Origin of the sequence: Superficieibacter electus (genome assembly GCF_002915575.1) — a bacterium.
Taxonomy (GTDB): Bacteria; Pseudomonadota; Gammaproteobacteria; order Enterobacterales; family Enterobacteriaceae; genus Superficieibacter; species Superficieibacter electus.
The window spans coordinates 103,537-124,140 of the sequence record NZ_PQGD01000004.1 but is presented as its reverse complement, the minus strand read 5'-3'; the positions used below and the strand labels follow the sequence as shown (position 1 = coordinate 124,140).

Here is a 20,604-nt window from a genome sequence, read left to right as displayed (position 1 = left end):
TTACCAATGATATTGATGATTAATAAGTTAACCAAATGAATTAGGATATATATATGGCGAATATTGCATATCTTTCAATTACTGGAAAAGCACAGGGGTTGATTTCTGCTGGTTGCTGCTCTCTGGACTCCATCGGCAATAAAGGCCAGTCCTCCCATGTCGATCAAATCATGGTGTATGCCATCACCCACAATATATCAAGAGATATGAATGTTAATCATCATGAGATTGTGGTTGTAAAGCCCGTTGATAAATCCTCTCCTTTATTAGGGAAAGCGATATCAGAAAACGAAGAACTGAACTGTACCCTTGAGATCTACCGCACTAATCGCGCCGGGATGAATGAGCTTTTTTACAAGCTGACATTAAGTCAGGCGCGGATAATGGATATTGATTTTGTACTACCGCATACGCTGCTGGAGTCTGGCGGGGAAATTCAGGAAAAAGTGGCCTTCAGTTATGAAACGATTGGCTGGGAACACTGCACGGCCAAAACCAGCGCGTTTAGCTTCTGGAGTGACCGGGTGCAATAGCCGTTTTAAGGGAGAGAGACCAATGGCTGGATTAAGAAAAAATGAGCGTTCATGGGCAAACTATATGGGCGGTATACTTAATGGAAGCGAACGAATCAATGACCCCGTACCCACCCATCCCTACCTGCAAGAGATCCCGGTTCTGGAGCAAATGCTGCGTGATAATACGCAGTATTTTATGCTGCTGACTCTGGAGGAAGCACACCATATTCTCAGCGATCTGATCGGTAAGGCGGACTTTTTCTTCAGTTATCGACTGGGCGTAGGCAACATGAAAGATTTATGGGATGGCTCACGAAATATCAGTAAACTCAGCACCTGGTATAATGAAGCCGACCGTCTGGTACTGAATTACAAATGCCTGCGTATTAATGCCAAAGTCTATAAACTTCACGGTGTCACCTATATCAAAATCACCGGTTATGCCGGAATGCGCCGCATACTGAAAGGGACGCGTTATGGGACCATGCACCCACAAATGCTGGAATTAGGTATTGGTGTTCGCGGTCGATTTTATAATCTATTAAAAGGAGCGCGCTTTTGTATCCTTTTCTCACTGGCCTGGCGGGGAATCGAACTGATTTTTAAAGAGGATTATACCCTGGCGGATTTCCTGGGAGATGTTCCGATGGATGCGGCGAAAGCGCTGGTATCAGCGGGGATCGCTTTTACGGTAGGAGGGATTGCAGTGTTCTTTGGCGCTACCGTTATTGTTGCAGCAGGAATAATAATTATTCTAGGAGCCCTTATCAATGTTGGATTAAATATCCTCGATGATAATTATGGTGTTTCAAAATCACTAAAACTCAAAATTCATGAGGCGTTAGAAGAAGAATTCAAAATCCGGGAATGGCACAGGCAACATCTGCCCTATGAAATGTATCTGTATTACAATGCGAGGAACTAGTAGCAATGACAAATGAATCCCTGGATAGTTCTTTGCAAAAATGCCTTTTCTTTTTCGCAAAGATATTTTTAATAGCAATATCATTAGGTTTCATTTGGCTCGGGCTTGCCATGCCTCGCGGCGATATGCTTTCCATCTTCAAACATGGTGATGTTATCTGGTTTGACGGAGGCTCTCTCTGTGTTTTATTTTGTAGCAGTATGTTCTTCTGGCTACTAATTTATGCCATAGTTAAAAACGAAGCGCCAAATAATCAAAAGAAAAAAAAGAAAAATGCCAAACTTAAGTTATACGAACACGTAGAAAATTTTGTATGGTTCCCTCTGATAATAAGTGCCCTGGGGTTACTCATCGAGGTGTTACAGCTACCCATTATCTCTATAATAATGATTTTCACATCCTATACGCCCTGTGATAAAGATGACACCTATCTTAAATATTATTTCGTTAAAGACATCTCTATTTGCCAGACGATCGCCGTACCGAAATGGGGTTTGCCTGATTTTCTCGCTTTTCTGCGCTAAATTTTTCAGCCTCGCTATAACTTGTTCAGGCCGACATGTTCTCCAGTCGGCCTTACATCACCTTCCCCTGAAAAATCGGCACCGACTCAAACAGATAGCCGTCAAAATCCGGCGCATCCTCGTCGGACAACTCCAGCAGGCTATTTTTGACGTTTTCCAGATGTTGCCACATGGCCTGCCAGGCCCCCATTACGTCACGACGGCGCAAGGCGGCGAGGATGCTCTGGCGGTCGCCCAGCCATTTCAGGCGATAGGCGCGGCTGGCGATATGGGCGTTGAACTGCTGCCATAGCGGGTTGCCGTCCATCTGCAGCCAGATATTTTCCACCGTCATCAGCAGCATTTGATTCTGCGACGCGCCGGCCAGCACCAGATGAAACATTTTGCTGTTGTCCTGGCTGGTATCGTTGGTAGCGATGGCCCGCTGTTCCTGTTCGATAATACGGCGCAGGTTGTCTATGTCGGCACGGGTGGCCATACGGGCAGCGAAAGCAGCGATATTGCTTTCAAGCAGTTGCCGGGCCTGGAGAATTTCAAAGGGTCCGGCGTCGCTGTTTAACAGCCGCTCTTCTTCGTTCTCTGCTTCACAGGGCACCCGCATCACGTATACCCCGGAACCTTGCCGGATATCGACCGTTCCCTGCAGCTCCAGCACCAACAGAGCTTCACGCACGATCGTCCGGCTGACACCGTACTTCTCAGCAATATTGCGTTCAGGTGGAAGACGCGAGCCGGGTGGATACAGTCCCTGCACGATCTGCGCACGTAAATCTTCGCCAATTTCCTGGTAAGGTTTCTTTTCCGGCGGGACGAGGGCCTTCTCCACACTATCACCTGTACATACGTTGAGGTTAACGTCCGGGAAGGCCCGGACGTGGACAAGTTTACCAAATTTCGCACCGTTTCGGTTTTTTTCACCCGGCGATAACGCTATTTATCCTCATCGTCAACGGTCAGCGTAAGCTGTCGGCTATCGCGCAACTGACGAAACCACGTGGCGGATTTTTTCGCCCGCCGGGCGCGCTGATGATTCAGATCGATTTCTATCAGCCCGTAGCGGTTTTTAAATGCGTTCATCGGAGAAACGTTGTCGGTGAACGCCCACAACATATAACCGTGACAGTTTGCGCCATCCTCACGCGCCAGCAGCGTTTGATAAAGATGCTCGCTGATAAAACGGATGCGGTAATCATCCTCTATCACCCCGTCCGCGTTACGGAACTGCGCTTCGTTTTCAACGCCCATGCCGCTTTCGGCGACAAACCACGGAATATTGCGATACGCATTTTTGATCCGCATCGCCATGTCATAAACAATGCGCGGATAAATCTCCCAGCCGCGCGAGGTGTTCATTCGTCGACCCGGCAGTTCAAACGGTTCGTAATAATAGGCCGGATGGAACGGCGTTTGCGGATGCCAGGCACGAGACGGCGCTTTCACCCGGTGCGGGTAGTACAAGTTGATGCCCAGCTCATCGACGGTATTGTCGCGAATAATCGCCAGTTCGTCTGCCGTGTAATCCCACGCCACATTGTGCTGCTCGAGCAGCGTGAACAGCTCTGCGGGATACTCGCCATGCACCATCGGGTCGAGAAATACCCGGTTGTAAAACAGATCGTAAACCTCAGCGGCACGCAGGTCATGGGCGGCCCGCGAACGCGGATAAGTCACTTCCGGATTAAGGATGCAACCCACCGTGCCGCGATAGCCCTGCGCACGAAACAACTTCACCACTTTTGCCGTCGCCAGCGTTTTATGGTGATTCCACTGCATCCAGGTACCGGTATTCTGCTCATAGGGCCAGCGTAGCGCATCGAGGTACACCCGCGTCTGCACCACAATCGGCTCGTTAAAGGTAAACCAGCGCGTCACTTTCTGATGGTAACGCTCAAACACTTTTTGCGCGTACAGCACGTACAGTTCGACGACTTTTTTCGACGCCCAGCCGCCGTAGGTTTCCAGCAGATAGCCCGGCAATTCATAGTGCTCCAGACAGATCATCGGCTCGATACCGTGGCGCTGCATCTCGTCAAATAGCTGGTCGTAATACGCGGCATATTCTTCGTCTACCGTACCGTTTTCATAGTCGGTCAAAAAACGCGACCAGTTAATCGAGGTGCGATAATGGGTCAATCCCGCGTCTTTCATCAACGCCACATCCTCGCGGAAACGGTTGATAAAATCGGTTGCCACCGCCGGGCCGTAGCCATTGTGCCAAACGTGGCGGTCATTCTTGTACCAGAGATCCGGCCATGAATCCTGGCCCTCCTTCTTGCCGCTCCAGCCTTCGGTTTGCCACGCAGAGGCCGCAGCGCCCAGAATAAAATCCTGTGGAATGGATAATGTCTTCGTACTCATAAGATCCTCATTTGCTGGCGGCAGCCTGCTGTTCACTCAGCCGCTGCGCCTGTTCCGCGCGACGGGAGGCGATTTTGACGAACGGCAGGTAGATGATCACCGCCGTAATAATGCAGATAAGCTGGGTGACCACCGCGCCCATCGATCCGGCGGTGGAAAGCCAGGCGTTGATCAGCGGCGGCGTGGTCCACGGCACCATCACCACCGCTTTTCCGGCAAAGCCGGTCACTGTGGCAAAATAGCCAATAGATCCGGTGACCAGCGGCGTGATGATAAACGGGATCGCCAGGATCGGGTTAAGCATGATCGGCATGCCGAAAATGACCGGCTCGTTAATATTAAAAATGCCAGGCCCAATCGACAGCTTGGCGATCTCGCGCATCTCTTTACGTTTGGTGGCGATCATCACCGCAATCAGCAGGCCAATGGTCAGGCCGGAACCGCCGATGCTCATATACACATCCCAGAATGGCATGGTGATGATGTTCGGTACCTCTTTGCCCTGCTCAAAGGCGCTCATGTTGACGGTGATCGCCCCCAGCAGCAGCGGCTCGCGGATCGGCTTGATCATCTGGTTACCGTGAATGCCGATCACCCAGAACAACTGGGCGACAAACATCAGCAGCAGGATACCCGGCAGGCTTTGTACTACCCTCTCCAGCGGCTGTTGCACCACCTGGTATACCGCATCATAGAGATACATGCCGGTCAGTTGATGGAAGATGAAACCAAAGGTAGCGATCGCCGTTGTGGTAATAATCGCCGGGATCAGTGCAGAAAATGAGGCGGAGACATTCGGCGGCACGGTATCCGGCATTTTGATCTTCAGACCCGGCCGCCCTTCCAGCCAGCAGTAGATTTCGACCGACAGGATGGCGATAAACATACCGAGGAACAGGCTGCGGGTATCGGAGAACTGGCGCAGCAGGACATCTTTCACTTCATGCATCTGCCCGTCGACCATCATTTCAACGGTGGTTGGCGTGACGCAGATAAAGCAGATCACCGCCAGCAGGCCGGGAAAAAGCGTTTTAATACCGTTGATCCTTCCCAGCTCAATGCCGATTAAAAAAACGGCCCCGATGTTGAGAAAGTTTAGCGTGGCATAGTTAATGGCGCTGGTGATGGGCTTCAGAGCGGCGAGAAACGAGAGCGCCTGAAAGCTGGCCAGACCGTTTTTCGGGTCCAGCACCATGTTAGAAATCAGTACCGAAAACGCGCCGACGATAATCACCGGCATCAGCGTAATAAAAGAGGACTTGATCGCCATGATGTAGCGGTAACTGTTGAACTTCGTCGCGAAACTGCCCAGCGAGTCGATCATTTTTTCCTGAAATGCCATCGGGTATTACCTCAGAATTTTAGGGACCTGTTATCGAAATGGGGACAGCTAACGCCCATTTGGCATACCAAAAATAGTCAGGTGGCGGCAAAAGTTCTGTGATTAACGTCGCAAGATGGTGAAAGGTATTCCAGATAGCCCCTTTTCTGCATATTGGCATACCACATTAAATCCCCCTCTTACCTTTGTCATTTTCAGACAATGCTTTGCCACTATTTTTCTAAGGTTAAATCGCTATAACCCATCGTTTTTCGTTGTTAGACAGGGTGCGGGACGGCTCTTATCGTTCGTCATTATTTGTAAATGCTTACCGCACTTATCTGACGAGGGAACTCATTTGACCAGGTTACTGAAATCGCACACCACAACACCTGCGCGCTTTACGCGTGCCCTGCACATCGCGCTGCTCGGCGGCGCAGTCGCCTTTTCCTCCCTCGCCAGTGCGGACGATGTGCTCAAAGAAGGGATCACGCCGGCCACCGACGCCAGCCAGGTTCCGGCGGCGGCGAAGCTGCGTAAGGATACGGTCGTCGCGGGCATCTCTGAACCGCAGGGGATTTTCAACCCCTACTTCTTTGTCAACGGCTGGGATGAAAACGTCACCAACGTTATCTTTTCGCGTCTGATTGACTGGGACAGCCAGGGTAAACTGGTGCCGGGTCTCGCGGAGAGCTGGACGGTAAGCCCGGACGGCAAAGTTTATACCATTAAGCTGCGCCCAAACCTGACGTTTAGCGACGGTTCACCGCTTACGGCTGAAGACGTCGCCTTTACGTTGACCGTATTGTCCGATCCGAAATATGACGGCGATACCGATATTACGCTGGCCAATATTGCCGGTGGCGCGGAATACAAAGCCGGTAAAGCAGATAGCGTCAGCGGCCTGAACGTCATCGACCCGCTGACCATTGAAGTGACCACCACTCAGCCAGGCGCGACCACGCTTGCCAAAATTGGCGGACCGGTCCTGTCGAAAGCGTATTACGGCAAGAATTATCAGCGCGGCAATCTTGATTACCTGCGTACCCTGCACGGCAAGCCGCTGGGTAACGGTCCTTATATCTATGATAAGTACATTCCCGGCCAGGAGATCCGTTTCCACGCCAATCCGCATTTCTGGCGCGGTACGCCACCGACGCCACGTTTTATCTATCGTGTGACTAATCCATCGACGAATTTCCAGCTATTCCAGACCGGCGAGACGGATTACGACGCGTTCACCTCGCGCCCGGACGATATTGAACAGCTTAAGTTGCTGGGCTTTGCCAACATTAACCTGTACGGCTCCAGCGATTACAGCGAAGTGGAATTTAACGTCCGCCGCCCTGCCCTTAAGGATGCCAAAGTACGGCAGGCACTAATTTATGGCCTCGACCGTCAGAAGCTTATTGATGTGGTGTATCAGGGCTATGGCAGCGTGGCGATTGAACCCATCGCGCCGATTTCCTGGGCGTATAACCCGCAGGGGGTGAATCCGTATAAATACGATCCGGCACAGGCGAAAAAGCTGCTGGATGAGGCGGGCTGGAAAGCCGGTCCCGACGGCATCCGGGTGAAAGAGGGGAAACGCCTTGAACTGACGCTGTTGGTGAGCAAAAAAGTGCTCAACGACGCGCTGATCCCCATCGCCAAAGAAAACTGGCAGCAGATTGGGGTGGTATTAAAACCGCAGGTCGTTGACTTCAACGCCCTGATGGCGCAGCGCAAATCCGGTAATTACGATCTGGCATCGTTCAGCACCAGCACCCTGAACGATCCGCACGACGGGGTGTGGGATTTCTACAGTACCGAAGCGAAAGAGTCAGGCTATAACAATCCGCAAGTTGATAAGCTCATCAACGAGGGCAACGCCACGCTGGATGTGGAAAAACGCAAACCCATTTACCACCAGCTCTACAAAGTGCTGGCGGAAGATCCGCCGGTCATCCTGCTGGGCAACCGGAAAATTCTTTCTGCCAGCAGCGCCCGCGTTACCGGCTTTAAGCCCGATATTTACAACGGTCTGACCGGCAGCCTGCCGGATGTGAAAATCGTTAAATAGTGCCGTCATCCTCGCCGCCGCCCCTTCAGCCGGGCGGCGGCCGTGAGAAAACCATGAGAAATTTTATCCTGCGGCGGCTGCTGCAAACCCTGCCGATGCTGTTGCTCGCCTCGTTTATTATTTTTATGCTGTTCGCCAAAACGCCCGGTGACTTTATCGACGGCAACATCACGCTGACTGCCGCCCGGGCCGCCGAGCTGAAAGCGATTTATGGCCTCGACCAGCCACTACTGAGCCGCTATCTGCACTGGCTGGGCCAGCTTGCGCAGGGCGATTTAGGGTTTTCCTTGCAGTATCAAATCCCGGTCAGCCAGCTTTTAAACCAGTACATCTGGAACTCATTTTTGCTGGCCAGCGTGGCGCTGGTGTTTTACTGGGGCATCGGTCTGGCAGTCGGTATTGTCTCGGCGTTGAAACCTAACTCGCTGTTCGATCATCTGGTCAGCGTGGGGGTATTCGCCGCCATGTCGTTCCCGACCTTTTTCCTTTGTCTGCTGCTGATTAAGTGGTTCGCAGTCGATCTGCACTGGTTGCCGGTGGGCGGCATGACCAATACCGGCAGCGACGACAGCGGCTGGGCGTGGATGATGCAGGTGGCGGCGCATTTGATCCTGCCGGTGCTGGCGTTGGTGATGCTGCAGGCGGGTAGTCTGACGCGCTATTTCCGCGCCAGTATGCTCGACGTGGTGAAGATGGATTTTATCCGTACCGCCCGCGCTAAAGGGCTGCGCGAGCGGACGGTGATTTTTAAACACGCGCTGCGCAATGCGCTGCTGCCGATTATCACCCTGCTCGGCTTTGAGCTACCGGGGCTGTTCTCCGGGGCCATCATTACCGAAAAAGTGTTTAACTGGCCAGGTGCCGGACATATTCATATTGATTCGCTGGCGGCCCGCGACTATCCGGTGCTGATGGGCTTTACCCTGTTCCTGGCGGTATTAACCATTATCGGCAACCTGCTTGCCGACGTGCTTTACGCGTGGGCCGACCCGCGCATTCGGGTGAAATCGTAATGTTCAGTTCTCTGTTCTCAACGCAACGCCGCCTGCGTAAAGCGGACATTGCGGCGCTCTCGCAGGTCACGCCGTCTCCGTGGCGTCAGGCGTGGCGCACGCTGCGGCGCAACCCGCTTGCCATGTTATGTCTGGTCATCCTGATGGTGATGGCTTTCTGGTGCGTGCTGGGTCCGCTCTGGTCGCCATGGAAAGATGACGCCACCGATGTGCTGATGATCAACAAACCGCCGGGCGCAGAGCACTGGCTCGGTACCGATTTTCTTGGCCGCGACGTGTATACCCGCCTGCTGCTGGCCGGGCGCATTTCATTAATTATTGGCCTGCTGACCATGCTGCTGTCGGTGACGCTCGGCTATTTACTCGGTGCGGTGTCAGGCTACGTGGGCGGCATTACTGACAAGCTGATCATGCGGCTGGCGGATCTGGTGATGACGATCCCCAGTCTGCCGCTGCTCATCGTCGCCGGAGCCATGCTCTCGGAGCTGGATTTTTCCCCGGACTCGCGCATTTATATGGTGATTATCATGCTGAGCCTGCTGGAGTGGCCAAAGCTGGCGCGGCTGGTGCGTGGCCAAATTCTTTCCCTGCGCGAGCGCGATTTTATGCTGGCAACCCGGGTGCTGGGACTGTCGGCGCGCCGCCGCCTGTTCGGCCATCTGTTGCCTAATACCATCCCGATTCTGGTGGTGATGGCAACAATGGCGGTGGCGAACGCCATTCTCAGCGAGTCGGCGTTAAGCTACCTCGGCCTTGGCGTGGTCCCGCCCACGCCATCGTGGGGCAATATGATGGATGCCGCTAACAGTCTGATCGACTTTCAGCGCCGCCCGTGGCTATGGATGCCGCCGGGGATCGCCATTTTTATTACGGTAATCGCCATCAACGTGCTGGGCGACGGTCTGCGCGATGCGCTCGATCCGAAAATGAAACGGAGCCTGAAATGAGCGAGCCGTTAATTAGCTTTGATCGTCTCTGCGTGTCGTTTGCCGCCGAACAAGGCCGCGTGCGGGCAGTTCAGGACGTTTCATTCGCTATCAACGCCGGGCAAACCGTGGGCGTGGTCGGCGAGTCAGGCTGTGGCAAAAGCGTGACAGCCATGTCACTGATGGGTTTACTGCCGCCACAGGCGGCGCGTCTCGACGGCGGAGAAATTCGTTTTCAGGGTCGCGATCTTTTACGCCTCAAGCCCGCACAGATGGCGGATATTCGCGGTAACGAGCTGGCGATGATCTTTCAGGAGCCGATGAGCGCCCTTAACCCGGTGCTGACCATTGGCGATCAGCTATGTGAGCCTGTAATTCGTCATCGTGGCGAATCGCCGAAAGTCGCCTGGCAACACGCGATCCAGCAACTTACCGAGGTGGGTCTTGCGCGGGCGGAAAGCCTGATGAGCAGTTATCCGCACCAGCTCTCAGGCGGTATGCTCCAGCGGGTGATGATTGCGATGGCGTTAAGCTGCCAGCCGAAACTGCTGATTGCCGACGAACCGACGACCGCGCTGGACGTCACGGTACAGGCGCAGATCCTCAGCCTGCTGCGCGAGCAGGCGCGCGACCATCACATGGCGTTAATGCTGATCACCCACGATCTCGGCGTTATCGCCCAGATGGCGGAGCGCGTGGTGGTGATGTATGCCGGGCGCATTGTCGAACAGGGGGCCACGGCGGAGGTCCTGCGCGAGCCGCTTCACCCTTATACGCAGGGGTTGATCGCCTCGCGTCCAGTGCCCGGTCAGCGTCGTCGCCGTTTGTACTCCATTCCCGGCCAGGTACCGGATCTGGCCGCGTTGCCGCCTTATTGTGCCTTCAGCGATCGCTGCGCGCGTGCCACCGACCGCTGCCGTCAGGGCGTGCCACCGCTGGTCGGCCAGACGCGGCAGGCGGCGTGTTTTTACAGTGGCTTACCGGAGGCGATGCCATGAGCGATTATCTGATTGAAGTGGAGGGGCTGAAAAAGCATTTTCCACTGCGTGACGGCCTGTTTGGTCAGGAAACCGGGCAGCTACGCGCTGTCGATGGCGTCAGCTTTAGCATTCGCCAGGGCACAATTTTTGGTCTGGTCGGTGAATCCGGCAGCGGCAAAACCACCGTCGGACGCACGTTACTTGGGCTGTATGACAAAACGGCGGGCAGCGTAAAATATCGCGGTCAGGATCTGCACGCTCTCTCCGCCCGCGAACTGCGTGCGCTGCGCCCGAAGATCCAACTGGTGTTTCAGGACCCGTACAGTTCGCTAAACCCGCGCATCCGCGTCGGCGATGCCATCGGCGAAGCCATGCTGGAGCACAAACTCTGCACCCGTCGCGAATTGCGCGAGAAAGTCATTGAGGTCATGAAAATATGCGGTTTATCAGCACAACACTATAACCGCTTCCCGCACGAGTTTTCCGGTGGCCAGCGCCAGCGCATCGGCATTGCGAGAGCGTTGATCCTGAACCCGGATTTTATTATTGCCGACGAACCGATCTCGGCGCTGGATGTCTCGATACAGGCGCAAATCATCAACCTGTTCTCCGATTTACGCGACGATCGCGGCGTAACGTTTCTGTTCATCTCTCACGATTTGGGCGTAGTGGAACATCTGTGCGATGACGTGGCGGTGATGTATTTGGGCCAGCTGGTCGAAACCGCCAGCCGCGACGCACTGTTCAGTCAGCCGCTCCATCCTTATACGCAGGCGCTGCTGGCCGCCGTACCCACGCTGGAACCGGGCCGTGCTCCGGTCGCGGCGGTGCGCGGAGAAATTCCCGATCCATCACGTCCCCCTTCCGGCTGCCGTTTTTCTTCCCGCTGCCCATATGCCGTGGCGCGCTGTCGCAGTGAGATCCCGACGCTACGGGAAGTGGCAGATGGCCATCGTGTGGCCTGCCATCTGGTCAATACCTGAGCATTTTATCCGCCAGCGACCACGAAAGGCGTGGTTGCCGGGAGGAATGTTGATCAAAGTACAATCCTGGAGCACGCGTTCTTTTTCCCCACAATGTCTATGTTAAACTGCGGTAATCACGTGGCATCAGGAACATATAATGGCAACAATGCTGGATGTCTCACTACGCGCCGGGGTCTCGAAAGCGACGGTTTCGCGCGTACTGAACGGCACAGGACAGGTTAAAGAAAGCACCCGTCAGCAGGTGTTTAAGGCCATGGAAGAGCTGGGCTATCGCCCTAATTTTCTTGCCCGCTCGCTGGCGAACCGCACCAGCAACAGCATTGGTCTGGTGGTCTCAACCTTTGATGGTTTTTATTTTGGTCGTCTGCTACAACAGGCCGCACGTCAGACGGAATCCTATGGCAAGCAGTTGATTGTGACCGACGGGCACGACATGCCGGAGTGTGAGGAGCAGGCGGTGCAGATGCTGGCGGACCGCCACTGTGACGCCATCGTGCTCTATACCCGCTTTATGAGCGAGAAGACGATGACCTCCCTCATTACGTCACTGCCGATGCCGCTGGTGATCATTAACCGCGATGTCAGCTCCGCGCGCGAACGCTGCGTGTTCTTCGAGCAGCAGGACGCCGCGTTTCAGGCGGTGGAGTATCTGATTTGTCAGGGCCATCGGGACATCGCCTGTATTACCGTTCCGATCCACACCCCGACCGGCAAAGCGCGGTTGATGGGTTATCGCCAGGCGCTGGAAAAGCACGGCATTCCTCTGGACGAGGGAAAAATCAAATACGGTGATGCCAGCATGACGCGCGGCTATGAGCTGTGTCAGGAATTACTGGCGGAAGAGGTAAAATTCAGCGCGCTATTTACCTGTAACGACGATATGGCATTAGGGGCGTCAAAAGCGGTGCATCAGGCGGGGCTGCATATTCCGCAGGATATTTCGCTGTTCGGCTTTGACGATGCCCCCAGCGCTCGCTGGCTGGAACCGGGGCTTTCCACCGTTTACCTGCCTATCGACACGATGATTGCCACTGCTATCGATCAGGCAATGAAGCTGGTGAGCGGCGATCCACTGGAGCCGATCCCGCCTTTCACCGGTAAATTAATCCTGCGCGACTCGGTCAGCACAGGACCGTATTTCAATCAAAGCAACTCCAGCGCCAGCAGTTCATCAATGGTCTGACGGCGGCGGATCAAACGCGCGTGTCCGCCGTCAAACAGCACTTCCGGCAGCAGTGGTCGGCTATTGTAGTTGGACGACATTGACGCGCCATAAGCGCCGGTGTCGTGGAGAACCAGATAATCACCCGGCGCGACCGCAGGCAACGCGCGAGTTTCCACTTTCCCGCCCTCTTGCTGGGTAAACACATCGCCCGACTCACACAGCGGCCCGGCCACTACCGTCTCCAGCAGCGGCGCGTCACGCAGATCCCGTCCGTCAGCGGCCAGTGCGCTGATGTGGTGATAGCTGCCGTACATCGCCGGGCGCATCAGGTCGTTAAACCCGGCGTCGATGAGCACAAAATGTCTGCTGCCCATCGCTTTGACGCTTCGTACCTGCGAAACCAGCACCCCGGATTCAGCAACCAGAAAACGTCCCGGCTCAATTTCCAGGGTGACCGGATGGCCGAGATGGCGGGCAATCTGCTCCCGCGCCGCGTTCCACAGGCCGAAATAGTGATCGGTATCGATTGTCTCATCGCCTTCGCGGTAAGGGATCGACAACCCGCCGCCCGCTGAAATGGCCTCCAGATCCTGATCGGCATCGATCACCTGCTGCACCATCGCACCGCACACCTGTTCCAGATGGGCGTAATCCACGCCGGAGCCAATATGCATATGAATGCCGACCAGATGCAGCCCATACTGGCGGACCGTTGCCAGCGCGGCCGGCAGATCCGCATACCAGATCCCGTGTTTGCTGTTTTCACCACCGGTGTTGGTTTTCTGGCTGTGCCCGTGTCCGAAACCCGGATTCACCCGTAGCCAGACGCGATGGCCGGGAGAGACCTGCCCCAGTTGTTCGATCATATCAATCGACCCGGCATTGACGGGGATCTGCAATTCATGCACCCGTGCCAGCGTCGCGCGATCGATAAGATCGGCGGTAAACACAATATCGTCCGGGTGAGTTTGCGGATCGTAACCTGCCGCCAGCGCGCGCTCGATTTCGCCCAGCGACACTGAATCCACCTTCACCCCCTGCTCACGCATCAGACGCAGAATATGAATATTTGAGCAGGCCTTTTGTGCAAAACGCACTACGTCGAAGCGGCTCAGCAGGGCAATCTGACGGCGAATGATCTGTGCATCGTAGACCCAGACCGGGCAGCCAAATTCAGCGGGAAGACGTAACAGATTTTCAGCGTTTAAATCGCTGTCGGTAGTGTGCAGATCGCGTGGCATAGGTGACTCCCTTCAGAGGTTTTTACCATTACGCCACAGCGCGATACCAATAAAAAATATCGTTTTATCGTGACTCTATGCAAAAATGATATGGTTTCCTTCCACTGGAGTCGCCATGCCCGCCGTCAATTTACGTCATATTGAGATTTTTCATGCGGTAATGACTACCGGCAATCTTACCGAGGCCGCGCAGATGCTGCATACCTCGCAGCCAACGGTCAGCCGGGAACTGGCGCGCTTTGAAAAGGTACTAGGGTTAACCCTGTTTGAACGTACCCGCGGCCGGTTGCATCCGACAGTGCAAGGGCTGCGGCTGTTTGAAGAGGTGCAACGCTCATGGTACGGACTGGATCGGATTGTCAGCGCGGCGGAGGGATTGCGCGAATTTCGTCAGGGAGAGCTGTCTATCGTCTGCCTGCCGGTGTTTTCGCAGTCTTTTTTACCGCGCCTGCTCCAGCCTTTTCTGGCTCGCTACCCGGATTTGAGCCTGAATATTGTGCCGCAGGAGTCGCCGTTGCTGGAAGAGTGGCTCTCGGCACAGCGTCACGATTTAGGGCTTACTGAAACGCTGCATACCCCGGCGGGTACTGAACGTATGCCGCTACTGACCCTTAATGAAGTTTGTGTGCTTCCACTGGATCACCCGTTAACGGCTCGTACGCTGCTAACACCAGCCGATTTTCACGGTGAAAATTATATCAGCTTGTCGCGCAGCGACAGTTATCGTCAGCTCCTTGATAGCCTGTTCAACGAGCAGCAGATAAAACGCCGGATGGTGGTGGAAACCCACAGCGCCGCATCGATTTGCGCGCTGGTGCGTGCTGGGGTGGGGATCTCCATCGTCAACCCGCTGACCGCACTGGATTATGCGGGAACCGGAGTGGCGGTGCGGCCCTTTAGCATCGACGTTCCTTTTACCGTCAGCCTGATCCGCCCGCTGCACCGCCCGGCTTCAGCGCTGGTTGAGGCGTTTACTACTCACCTGAAAGCCAGCCTGCCGCTTATTACCGTCCCCCTGGAGGCTATTCTCAGGAAAGCATAAAATCCACCGCATCCGCCGCGTGAATAGCGGCGGTATCAAATACCGGAATCGGACTGAGTTCAGCAGGCACCAGCAGGCCAATTTCGGTGCAGCCAAAAATCACCCCTTCCGCGCCCTGCTCTGCCAGCTGCTGAATGACCCGAAGATAGTACTCACGTGATGTTTCGCAAAAAGTCCCGAGGCATAATTCATCAAAGATAATCTGATTGATACGCAGACGGTCCTCCGCTTCCGGGATCGGGGTTTCAATGGCAAATTGCTGCTCGAGACGGCCACGGTAAAAGTCCTGCTCCATGGTATAGCGGGTGCCAAGCAACGCCACGCGTCGCAGGTTCTGTTTTTCAATGGCGCGTCCGGTCGCATCGGCAATATGTAAAAAGGGCAGTGAACAGCGCGCTTCTATCTGACTCGCCACTTTATGCATGGTGTTGGTACACAGCACAATACCTTCGGCTCCGGCGCGCGCCAGCCCTTCTGCCGCCTGCGCCAGCATCTCCCCGGCCTTTTCCCACTCGCCGCTGGCCTGGCACGCTTCAATGTCGTGAAAGTCCACACTGTGCAGTAGCAGGCTCGCAGAATGCAACCCGCCAAGCCGCTGTTTAACCCCTTCATTGATTAATCGGTAATAAGGAATCGTTGATTCCCAGCTCATACCGCCCAGTAAGCCTATGGTTTTCATATCACGGTCCGCCTTCGGGAGAAAAGGCTAGTGAAGCAAAGATACTCCGGCCTTTCCACTCTTTTACACGCACGGATGTCTTTTAATGAACTGAAATCGCGTTTCGACCTCGATCACATTTCCACTATTAAAGACATGGCTCAGCTAATAAATAGTTATAAAATTAGCTGAAACAACATTTTAAATATATAAATCAAAGGTTAAAATCATGTTAGCTATGAAAAAATAATATTACAAAACAACGTGTAATGATTATTCCCATTAATTTAATCATTCATCAAAATTATTTATTACTTTCTATTGAAACAACGAGGTTAATTAACCTACTTCATTTTTAGAAAATTATTAGCCAGGACGGTCACTATGAATGAAAACAGACTCCTGGGATTGGCATGGATATCACCTTACATTATCGGGTTACTCATTTTTACTGCCTTTCCCTTTTTTGCCTCGTTCGCACTCAGCTTCACCGAGTACGATTTAATGAGCCCGCCGCAGTTTAACGGCATCGAAAACTATCGTTATATGTTTAACGATGATGCGCTGTTCTGGAAATCGCTGGGCGTTACCTTTGCCTATGTTTTCATCACTATTCCGCTGAAACTGGCCTTTGCGCTCGGGATCGCGTTTGTGCTGAATTTTAAGCTGCGCGGGATCGGTTTTTTTCGTACCGCTTATTACATCCCCTCCATTCTCGGCAGCTCGGTGGCGATTGCCGTATTATGGCGTGCACTGTTCTCTGTTGACGGCCTGCTGAATAGTATTCTGGCTGTTTTCGGCATAGAGGCGATTAACTGGCTGGGCGAGCCGCCGCTGGCGCTGCTTTCCGTGACCCTGCTTCAGGTCTGGCAGTTTGGTTCGGCGATGGTGATTTTTCTCGCCGCACTGCAAAACGTTCCGCAATCGCAATATGAAGCCGCGTTAATCGACGGCGCAACGCGCTGGCAAATGTTTACCAAAGTCACCATTCCCCTGATTACGCCAGTAATTTTCTTTAACTTCATTATGCAAACTACCGGCTCCTTTCAGGAATTTACCGCGCCGTTTGTCATTACCGGCGGCGGTCCGACCTACTACACCTATTTATTCTCACTGTATATCTACGATACCGCCTTCAAATATTTCGATATGGGATATGGGTCGGCGCTGGCGTGGATACTGTTTTTAGTCGTCGCGCTGTTCGCAACCGTTGCTTTCAAAACGTCGAAATATTGGGTGTTTTATTCTGCTGATAAAGGGGGAAAAAATGGCTGAGATTGACGACAGCATAACGGTTATGAGCGAGGCAGATCGGGAAGTGGCCCGTACCCAACGGCGGCAAAAAATCAGCGCGGCGATCCGCTACATGATTTTGCTGATAGTGGGTTTGATGATGCTCTATCCCCTGGCGTGGATGGTTTCGGCGGCATTTAAACCCAACCATGAGATCTTCACCACCCTCAATCTATGGCCGTCGAGTCCCACATGGGATGGCTTTGTTAATGGCTGGAAAACCGGTACGGAATATCATTTCGGGCATTACATGCTCAATACGTTTAAATATGTGATCCCGAAGGTCGTGCTGACGGTGATTTCGTCAACGATCGTAGCCTATGGTTTTGCGCGCTTTGAGATCCCCTTTAAAAAATTTTGGTTTACCACGCTCATTGCCACCATGCTATTGCCGGGTACCGTTCTGCTGATCCCACAATATCTGATGTTTCGTGAGATGGGCATGTTGAACAGCTACCTGCCGCTGTATATTCCCACCGCTTTTGCCACCCAGGGTTTCTTCGTGTTTATGCTTATCCAGTTTTTACGCGGTGTACCGCGTGATATGGAAGAAGCCGCCCAAATTGACGGTTGTAATTCAGTACAGGTCTTGTGGTACGTGGTAGTGCCCATTCTGAAACCGGCGATGATTTCCGTGGCGTTATTTCAGTTTATGTGGTCGATGAACGATTTTATCGGTCCACTGATTTACGTCTATAGCGTGGATAAATATCCCATCGCATTGGCACTTAAAATGTCCATTGACGTTACCGAAGGTGCGCCGTGGAACGAAATTTTGGCAATGGCGAGCATTTCCATTGTGCCATCCATCATTGTCTTCTTCCTGGCACAACGCTACTTCGTGCAGGGCGTTACCAGCAGTGGAATTAAAGGCTAAAAGGGAAATAACATGGCTGAAGTCATTTTTAATAAGCTGGAAAAAGTGTATTCCAACGGCTTTAAAGCCGTACACGGTATCGACCTGTCCATTGCAGACGGTGAGTTTATGGTGATTGTTGGCCCGTCTGGCTGTGCCAAATCCACCACGCTGCGTATGCTGGCGGGTCTGGAAACTATCAGCGGCGGAGAGATACGCATCGGCGATAAAATCGTCAATAACCTTGCGCCTAAAGAGCGTGGAATAGCGATGGTATTTCAAAATTATGCCCTCTATCCACACATGACAGTGCGTGAGAATCTGGCGTTTGGCCTGAAGTTAAGTAAGCTGCCGAAACAACAGATTGCGCAGCAGGTGCAAGAGGCAGCACAAATTCTGGAGCTGGAAGATCTGTTGGATCGCCTGCCCCGCCAGCTCTCGGGGGGTCAGGCACAGCGTGTAGCCGTTGGTCGTGCAATAGTGAAAAAGCCTGACGTATTCTTATTCGACGAGCCCCTTTCCAACCTGGATGCCAAACTGCGTGCCTCAATGCGCATCCGTATTTCCGATCTGCATAAGCAGCTTAAAAAATCCGGCAAACCTGCGACCACGGTGTATGTCACGCACGATCAAACGGAAGCGATGACGATGGGGGATCGGATCTGCGTGATGAAACTGGGTCATATTATGCAGGTCGATACCCCTGACAATCTGTACCACTATCCGCAGAATAAATTTGTCGCAGGCTTTATTGGCGCACCAGAGATGAATATCCGCAGCAGCCGACTCGTTGAGGATGCAGGGCAGTTGTGCATTACCGTCGGTGAAGAAAAAATGCCGCTGGATGAGAGGCTAAAAGAAAAAGTGGCGGCCTGGAAAGAGCAGGAGGTTTTCTTTGGCATTCGCCCGGAATTTGTTCATCTCTCCGATACGCCCTTTGCGCACGGCAGCTGTTCAGGTGAGATTATGCGTGTAGAAAATATGGGGCATGAGTTTTTTATTTATCTTCACGTAGCAGGGTATGAGCTCACCGCCAGACTGCCGTCAGACCAGGCCAAAGCGATGATTGAGAAGGGACTGCACCGCACGGTTTATTTCCGCTTTGATATGGATAAATGCCATATTTTCGATGCGCAAACGGAGCTGAACGTGTCGTTATAGATGAAACAGCCCTGCCGGTTTCCGGCAGGGCTGTTTATTTTTTGCGCCTATAAAACCTGCCCGCGGGTACAATGCAGAATCGCCGCATAATTTTCGGTCTTTTTCTCCCAATGCAACAGTATCCAACAAAAACGATCCATCCATCTGTGTGTTCTCTTCCTCACAACATTACGCCATTGCTGACACTGACGATGAGCAGAACTTGATGAACCTATCCCGGCAATCCTGTTCTTAACGTGCTGTAGTGTGAAGATCGATCAGCCGGGCTTTAACGAGCGATGGGCATTGCAGTTTACCCATGTTATTATTTCTACTTAAGGATAATTTACAGGAGGTTTCACTACGTCAATGAAAAAGAGAATATTTTCATTTTTATGGATGGTAATGCTCATCCCTTCTTTTTATGTAAATGCATTACCTCAGCATGATTTGATCACGCCAGATAATTTATTTTCGAAAACCAAACCGCAATGTGTTGGTCTATATGTAGTCGATGTACCTGAATCTTTTAAAAATGACCGAAATAAAGCGAGATATGATGATTTTGAAATTAAAAGTCAACTTATCTCACCATCAGTATTTAAGCAACGAATAGCATTAAGAGAACAAGAACTTAATGCCGAAGGTCACCGTTCTGGTTATGAAGTTGAAAACTTACCTTTTATCAAGGAAATTATTACACTCCCCAATGATAAAGGTGTTATATTTGATCGAAATAGTCCTTATGACGATGATTCAGGCCGGGTTTTGGAAGCGCATATATACATCCACAATACCGCATTCATTATCGAAACAGATATAGTGGACCTGTCAAACCCGAACCATAAGGAAAGGAAATACATCAACGCTGGTCTTACAGAAGCGCAACTGACTAATAAACCGGCTAAATTAGCTGCGCTGCGATCATTAATTTCACGATTAAGTGGACGATTAGAGCATGAAATTCCGGCCGAAAAAGGTGTATGTATTCCGAATGGATTTATCGCTGACGATAACAAAGAACATGAAATCGTTACTGGGTTTAATTATGAAAATAATGACTTCCTGTTTAGTTTAATTAATGATAACACAGTTATTGTTGATGCTGGTGATACACTCTTCGGCCGCAGTAATGAAATGAATGAAGTGCTTAAGAAGGCCCATATGGAAACCATAAAAAAAGAAGCGTTAACTCTGCATGGAATTCCAGCTGAAAAATGGCTTTTTAGAGATATTGAACTCCACAAACAAAAAGGATCACAGGTTTATTTTATCCTTTATGCCAATGAAGCCGTTGCAACAGCAATTAAACCTGTAGTTAGGTTCAACCTTCACAACCAATACAGACAGACACGCTATAGCGAAACACAGATGATCGAAATTGGGAACCGGTTAATAAACTCTCTTCGCTATAAACCGAATGCATTCTAAAAAAAGGTACCGATGGCGGTAGCATTAAGAGAGTAGTGACTGAAATCAAGCAAGAAATGGCATAAGAAAACGGCTCCCTGTAGTGGAAGCCGTTATTGTACTGTAGTTTAAGGATTGATTACCCAGCCATTAATCGATAGGCATTATGCCCACTGGCAGGTTTTTCGC

The 20,604-nt window shown here is 52.3% G+C and carries 19 protein-coding genes; 14 read left to right on the top strand and 5 right to left on the bottom strand.

The window, feature by feature from the left end:
• The first annotated feature begins 53 nt into the window (after positions 1-53).
• From CHU32_RS06005 to CHU32_RS05995, 3 genes are read left to right on the top strand one after another with little or no spacing between them, the layout of a single operon-like run.
• Positions 54-533 carry an Hcp family type VI secretion system effector gene (locus tag CHU32_RS06005; RefSeq protein ID WP_103675174.1) on the top strand — a complete coding sequence of 160 codons (480 nt, stop codon included), beginning with the start codon at positions 54-56 and terminating at the stop codon, positions 531-533.
• Between the two features lie 22 nt (positions 534-555).
• On the top strand, positions 556-1,440 hold the full coding sequence (locus tag CHU32_RS06000; RefSeq protein ID WP_103675173.1) for a hypothetical protein: 885 nt from the start codon (positions 556-558) through the stop codon (positions 1,438-1,440).
• A 5-nt stretch (positions 1,441-1,445) separates the two neighbouring features.
• Complete coding sequence (locus CHU32_RS05995) at positions 1,446-1,964, top strand: hypothetical protein (RefSeq protein ID WP_103675172.1); 519 nt, start codon at positions 1,446-1,448, stop codon at positions 1,962-1,964.
• Positions 1,965-2,016: 52 nt separating this feature from the next.
• On the opposite strand, the gene CHU32_RS05990 is transcribed toward CHU32_RS05995, so the two are convergent.
• From CHU32_RS05990 to CHU32_RS05980, 3 genes are all read right to left on the bottom strand, one after another.
• Positions 2,017-2,790 (bottom strand): GntR family transcriptional regulator, encoded by a 774-nt coding sequence (locus CHU32_RS05990; RefSeq protein ID WP_103675171.1) that lies wholly within the window; start codon positions 2,788-2,790, stop codon positions 2,017-2,019.
• A 104-nt stretch (positions 2,791-2,894) separates the two neighbouring features.
• Positions 2,895-4,322, bottom strand: coding sequence for a glycoside hydrolase family 1 protein (locus CHU32_RS05985; protein ID WP_103675170.1), 1,428 nt, complete (start codon positions 4,320-4,322; stop codon positions 2,895-2,897).
• A gap of 7 nt (positions 4,323-4,329) precedes the next feature.
• Positions 4,330-5,664: a PTS sugar transporter subunit IIC gene (locus CHU32_RS05980; RefSeq protein ID WP_103675169.1), complete on the bottom strand. Its 1,335-nt coding sequence runs from the start codon at positions 5,662-5,664 to the stop codon at positions 4,330-4,332.
• A 337-nt stretch (positions 5,665-6,001) separates the two neighbouring features.
• On the opposite strand from CHU32_RS05980, the gene CHU32_RS05975 reads away from it, so the two are divergent.
• From CHU32_RS05975 to CHU32_RS05950, 6 genes are all read left to right on the top strand, one after another.
• Entirely contained in the window at positions 6,002-7,705 is a 1,704-nt protein-coding gene (locus CHU32_RS05975) for an ABC transporter substrate-binding protein (protein WP_103675168.1), read from the top strand.
• A 53-nt stretch (positions 7,706-7,758) separates the two neighbouring features.
• Positions 7,759-8,718, top strand: a complete 960-nt coding sequence (locus CHU32_RS05970; RefSeq protein WP_103675325.1) for an ABC transporter permease — start codon at positions 7,759-7,761, stop codon at positions 8,716-8,718.
• Positions 8,718-9,665 (top strand): oligopeptide ABC transporter permease, encoded by a 948-nt coding sequence (opp4C, locus tag CHU32_RS05965; RefSeq protein WP_103675167.1) that lies wholly within the window; start codon positions 8,718-8,720, stop codon positions 9,663-9,665. The genes CHU32_RS05970 and opp4C overlap by 1 nt, the downstream gene beginning before the upstream one ends.
• Positions 9,662-10,642 (top strand): ABC transporter ATP-binding protein, encoded by a 981-nt coding sequence (locus CHU32_RS05960; RefSeq protein ID WP_103675166.1) that lies wholly within the window; start codon positions 9,662-9,664, stop codon positions 10,640-10,642. Before opp4C ends, CHU32_RS05960 begins: the two co-directional genes overlap by 4 nt.
• Positions 10,639-11,607, top strand: a complete 969-nt coding sequence (locus CHU32_RS05955) for an ABC transporter ATP-binding protein (protein WP_103675165.1) — start codon at positions 10,639-10,641, stop codon at positions 11,605-11,607. The genes CHU32_RS05960 and CHU32_RS05955 overlap by 4 nt, the downstream gene beginning before the upstream one ends.
• Before the next feature lie 139 nt (positions 11,608-11,746).
• A complete protein-coding gene (locus CHU32_RS05950) occupies positions 11,747-12,793 on the top strand; it encodes a LacI family DNA-binding transcriptional regulator (RefSeq protein WP_103675164.1) in 1,047 nt (348 codons plus the stop codon).
• Here CHU32_RS05950 and lysA read toward each other — a convergent pair.
• On the bottom strand, positions 12,754-14,016 hold the full coding sequence (lysA, locus tag CHU32_RS05945) for a diaminopimelate decarboxylase (protein ID WP_103675163.1): 1,263 nt from the start codon (positions 14,014-14,016) through the stop codon (positions 12,754-12,756). The genes CHU32_RS05950 and lysA overlap by 40 nt on opposite strands.
• 115 nt (positions 14,017-14,131) lie before the next feature.
• Between lysA and CHU32_RS05940 the strand changes: the two genes are divergently transcribed.
• Positions 14,132-15,058 carry a LysR family transcriptional regulator gene (locus tag CHU32_RS05940; RefSeq protein ID WP_103675162.1) on the top strand — a complete coding sequence of 309 codons (927 nt, stop codon included), beginning with the start codon at positions 14,132-14,134 and terminating at the stop codon, positions 15,056-15,058.
• Here the strand turns inward: CHU32_RS05940 and CHU32_RS05935 are convergent.
• Positions 15,045-15,737, bottom strand: a complete 693-nt coding sequence (locus CHU32_RS05935; RefSeq protein WP_103675161.1) for an aspartate/glutamate racemase — start codon at positions 15,735-15,737, stop codon at positions 15,045-15,047. The two genes, CHU32_RS05940 and CHU32_RS05935, sit on opposite strands and share 14 nt — an antisense overlap.
• Before the next feature lie 363 nt (positions 15,738-16,100).
• Here CHU32_RS05935 and CHU32_RS05930 point away from each other — a divergent pair, with 363 nt between their 5' ends.
• The 4 genes from CHU32_RS05930 to CHU32_RS05915 all read left to right on the top strand — a co-directional run bounded on the left by CHU32_RS05930 (position 16,101) and on the right by CHU32_RS05915 (position 20,436).
• Positions 16,101-16,991 carry a carbohydrate ABC transporter permease gene (locus tag CHU32_RS05930; protein WP_103675160.1) on the top strand — a complete coding sequence of 297 codons (891 nt, stop codon included), beginning with the start codon at positions 16,101-16,103 and terminating at the stop codon, positions 16,989-16,991.
• On the top strand, positions 16,984-17,886 hold the full coding sequence (locus tag CHU32_RS05925; RefSeq protein WP_103675159.1) for a carbohydrate ABC transporter permease: 903 nt from the start codon (positions 16,984-16,986) through the stop codon (positions 17,884-17,886). Before CHU32_RS05930 ends, CHU32_RS05925 begins: the two co-directional genes overlap by 8 nt.
• A gap of 12 nt (positions 17,887-17,898) precedes the next feature.
• Positions 17,899-19,026, top strand: coding sequence for an ABC transporter ATP-binding protein (locus tag CHU32_RS05920; RefSeq protein WP_103675158.1), 1,128 nt, complete (start codon positions 17,899-17,901; stop codon positions 19,024-19,026).
• 348 nt (positions 19,027-19,374) lie between these two features.
• A complete protein-coding gene (locus tag CHU32_RS05915) occupies positions 19,375-20,436 on the top strand; it encodes a T6SS immunity protein Tli4 family protein (RefSeq protein WP_103675157.1) in 1,062 nt (353 codons plus the stop codon).
• Positions 20,437-20,604 lie beyond the last annotated feature (168 nt).

Coding starts and splice junctions, on each gene's coding strand:
- CHU32_RS05955 (WP_103675165.1), top strand. CDS start 10,639: ATGAGCGATTATCTGATTGAAGTGGAGGGGCTGAAAAAGCATTTTCCA.
- CHU32_RS05930 (WP_103675160.1), top strand. CDS start 16,101: ATGAATGAAAACAGACTCCTGGGATTGGCATGGATATCACCTTACATT.
- CHU32_RS06005 (WP_103675174.1), top strand. CDS start 54: ATGGCGAATATTGCATATCTTTCAATTACTGGAAAAGCACAGGGGTTG.
- CHU32_RS06000 (WP_103675173.1), top strand. CDS start 556: ATGGCTGGATTAAGAAAAAATGAGCGTTCATGGGCAAACTATATGGGC.
- CHU32_RS05920 (WP_103675158.1), top strand. CDS start 17,899: ATGGCTGAAGTCATTTTTAATAAGCTGGAAAAAGTGTATTCCAACGGC.
- lysA (WP_103675163.1), bottom strand. CDS start 14,016: ATGCCACGCGATCTGCACACTACCGACAGCGATTTAAACGCTGAAAAT.
- CHU32_RS05980 (WP_103675169.1), bottom strand. CDS start 5,664: ATGGCATTTCAGGAAAAAATGATCGACTCGCTGGGCAGTTTCGCGACG.
- CHU32_RS05915 (WP_103675157.1), top strand. CDS start 19,375: ATGAAAAAGAGAATATTTTCATTTTTATGGATGGTAATGCTCATCCCT.
- CHU32_RS05985 (WP_103675170.1), bottom strand. CDS start 4,322: ATGAGTACGAAGACATTATCCATTCCACAGGATTTTATTCTGGGCGCT.
- CHU32_RS05935 (WP_103675161.1), bottom strand. CDS start 15,737: ATGAAAACCATAGGCTTACTGGGCGGTATGAGCTGGGAATCAACGATT.
- CHU32_RS05940 (WP_103675162.1), top strand. CDS start 14,132: ATGCCCGCCGTCAATTTACGTCATATTGAGATTTTTCATGCGGTAATG.
- CHU32_RS05925 (WP_103675159.1), top strand. CDS start 16,984: ATGGCTGAGATTGACGACAGCATAACGGTTATGAGCGAGGCAGATCGG.
- opp4C (WP_103675167.1), top strand. CDS start 8,718: ATGTTCAGTTCTCTGTTCTCAACGCAACGCCGCCTGCGTAAAGCGGAC.
- CHU32_RS05995 (WP_103675172.1), top strand. CDS start 1,446: ATGACAAATGAATCCCTGGATAGTTCTTTGCAAAAATGCCTTTTCTTT.
- CHU32_RS05950 (WP_103675164.1), top strand. CDS start 11,747: ATGGCAACAATGCTGGATGTCTCACTACGCGCCGGGGTCTCGAAAGCG.
- CHU32_RS05970 (WP_103675325.1), top strand. CDS start 7,759: ATGAGAAATTTTATCCTGCGGCGGCTGCTGCAAACCCTGCCGATGCTG.
- CHU32_RS05960 (WP_103675166.1), top strand. CDS start 9,662: ATGAGCGAGCCGTTAATTAGCTTTGATCGTCTCTGCGTGTCGTTTGCC.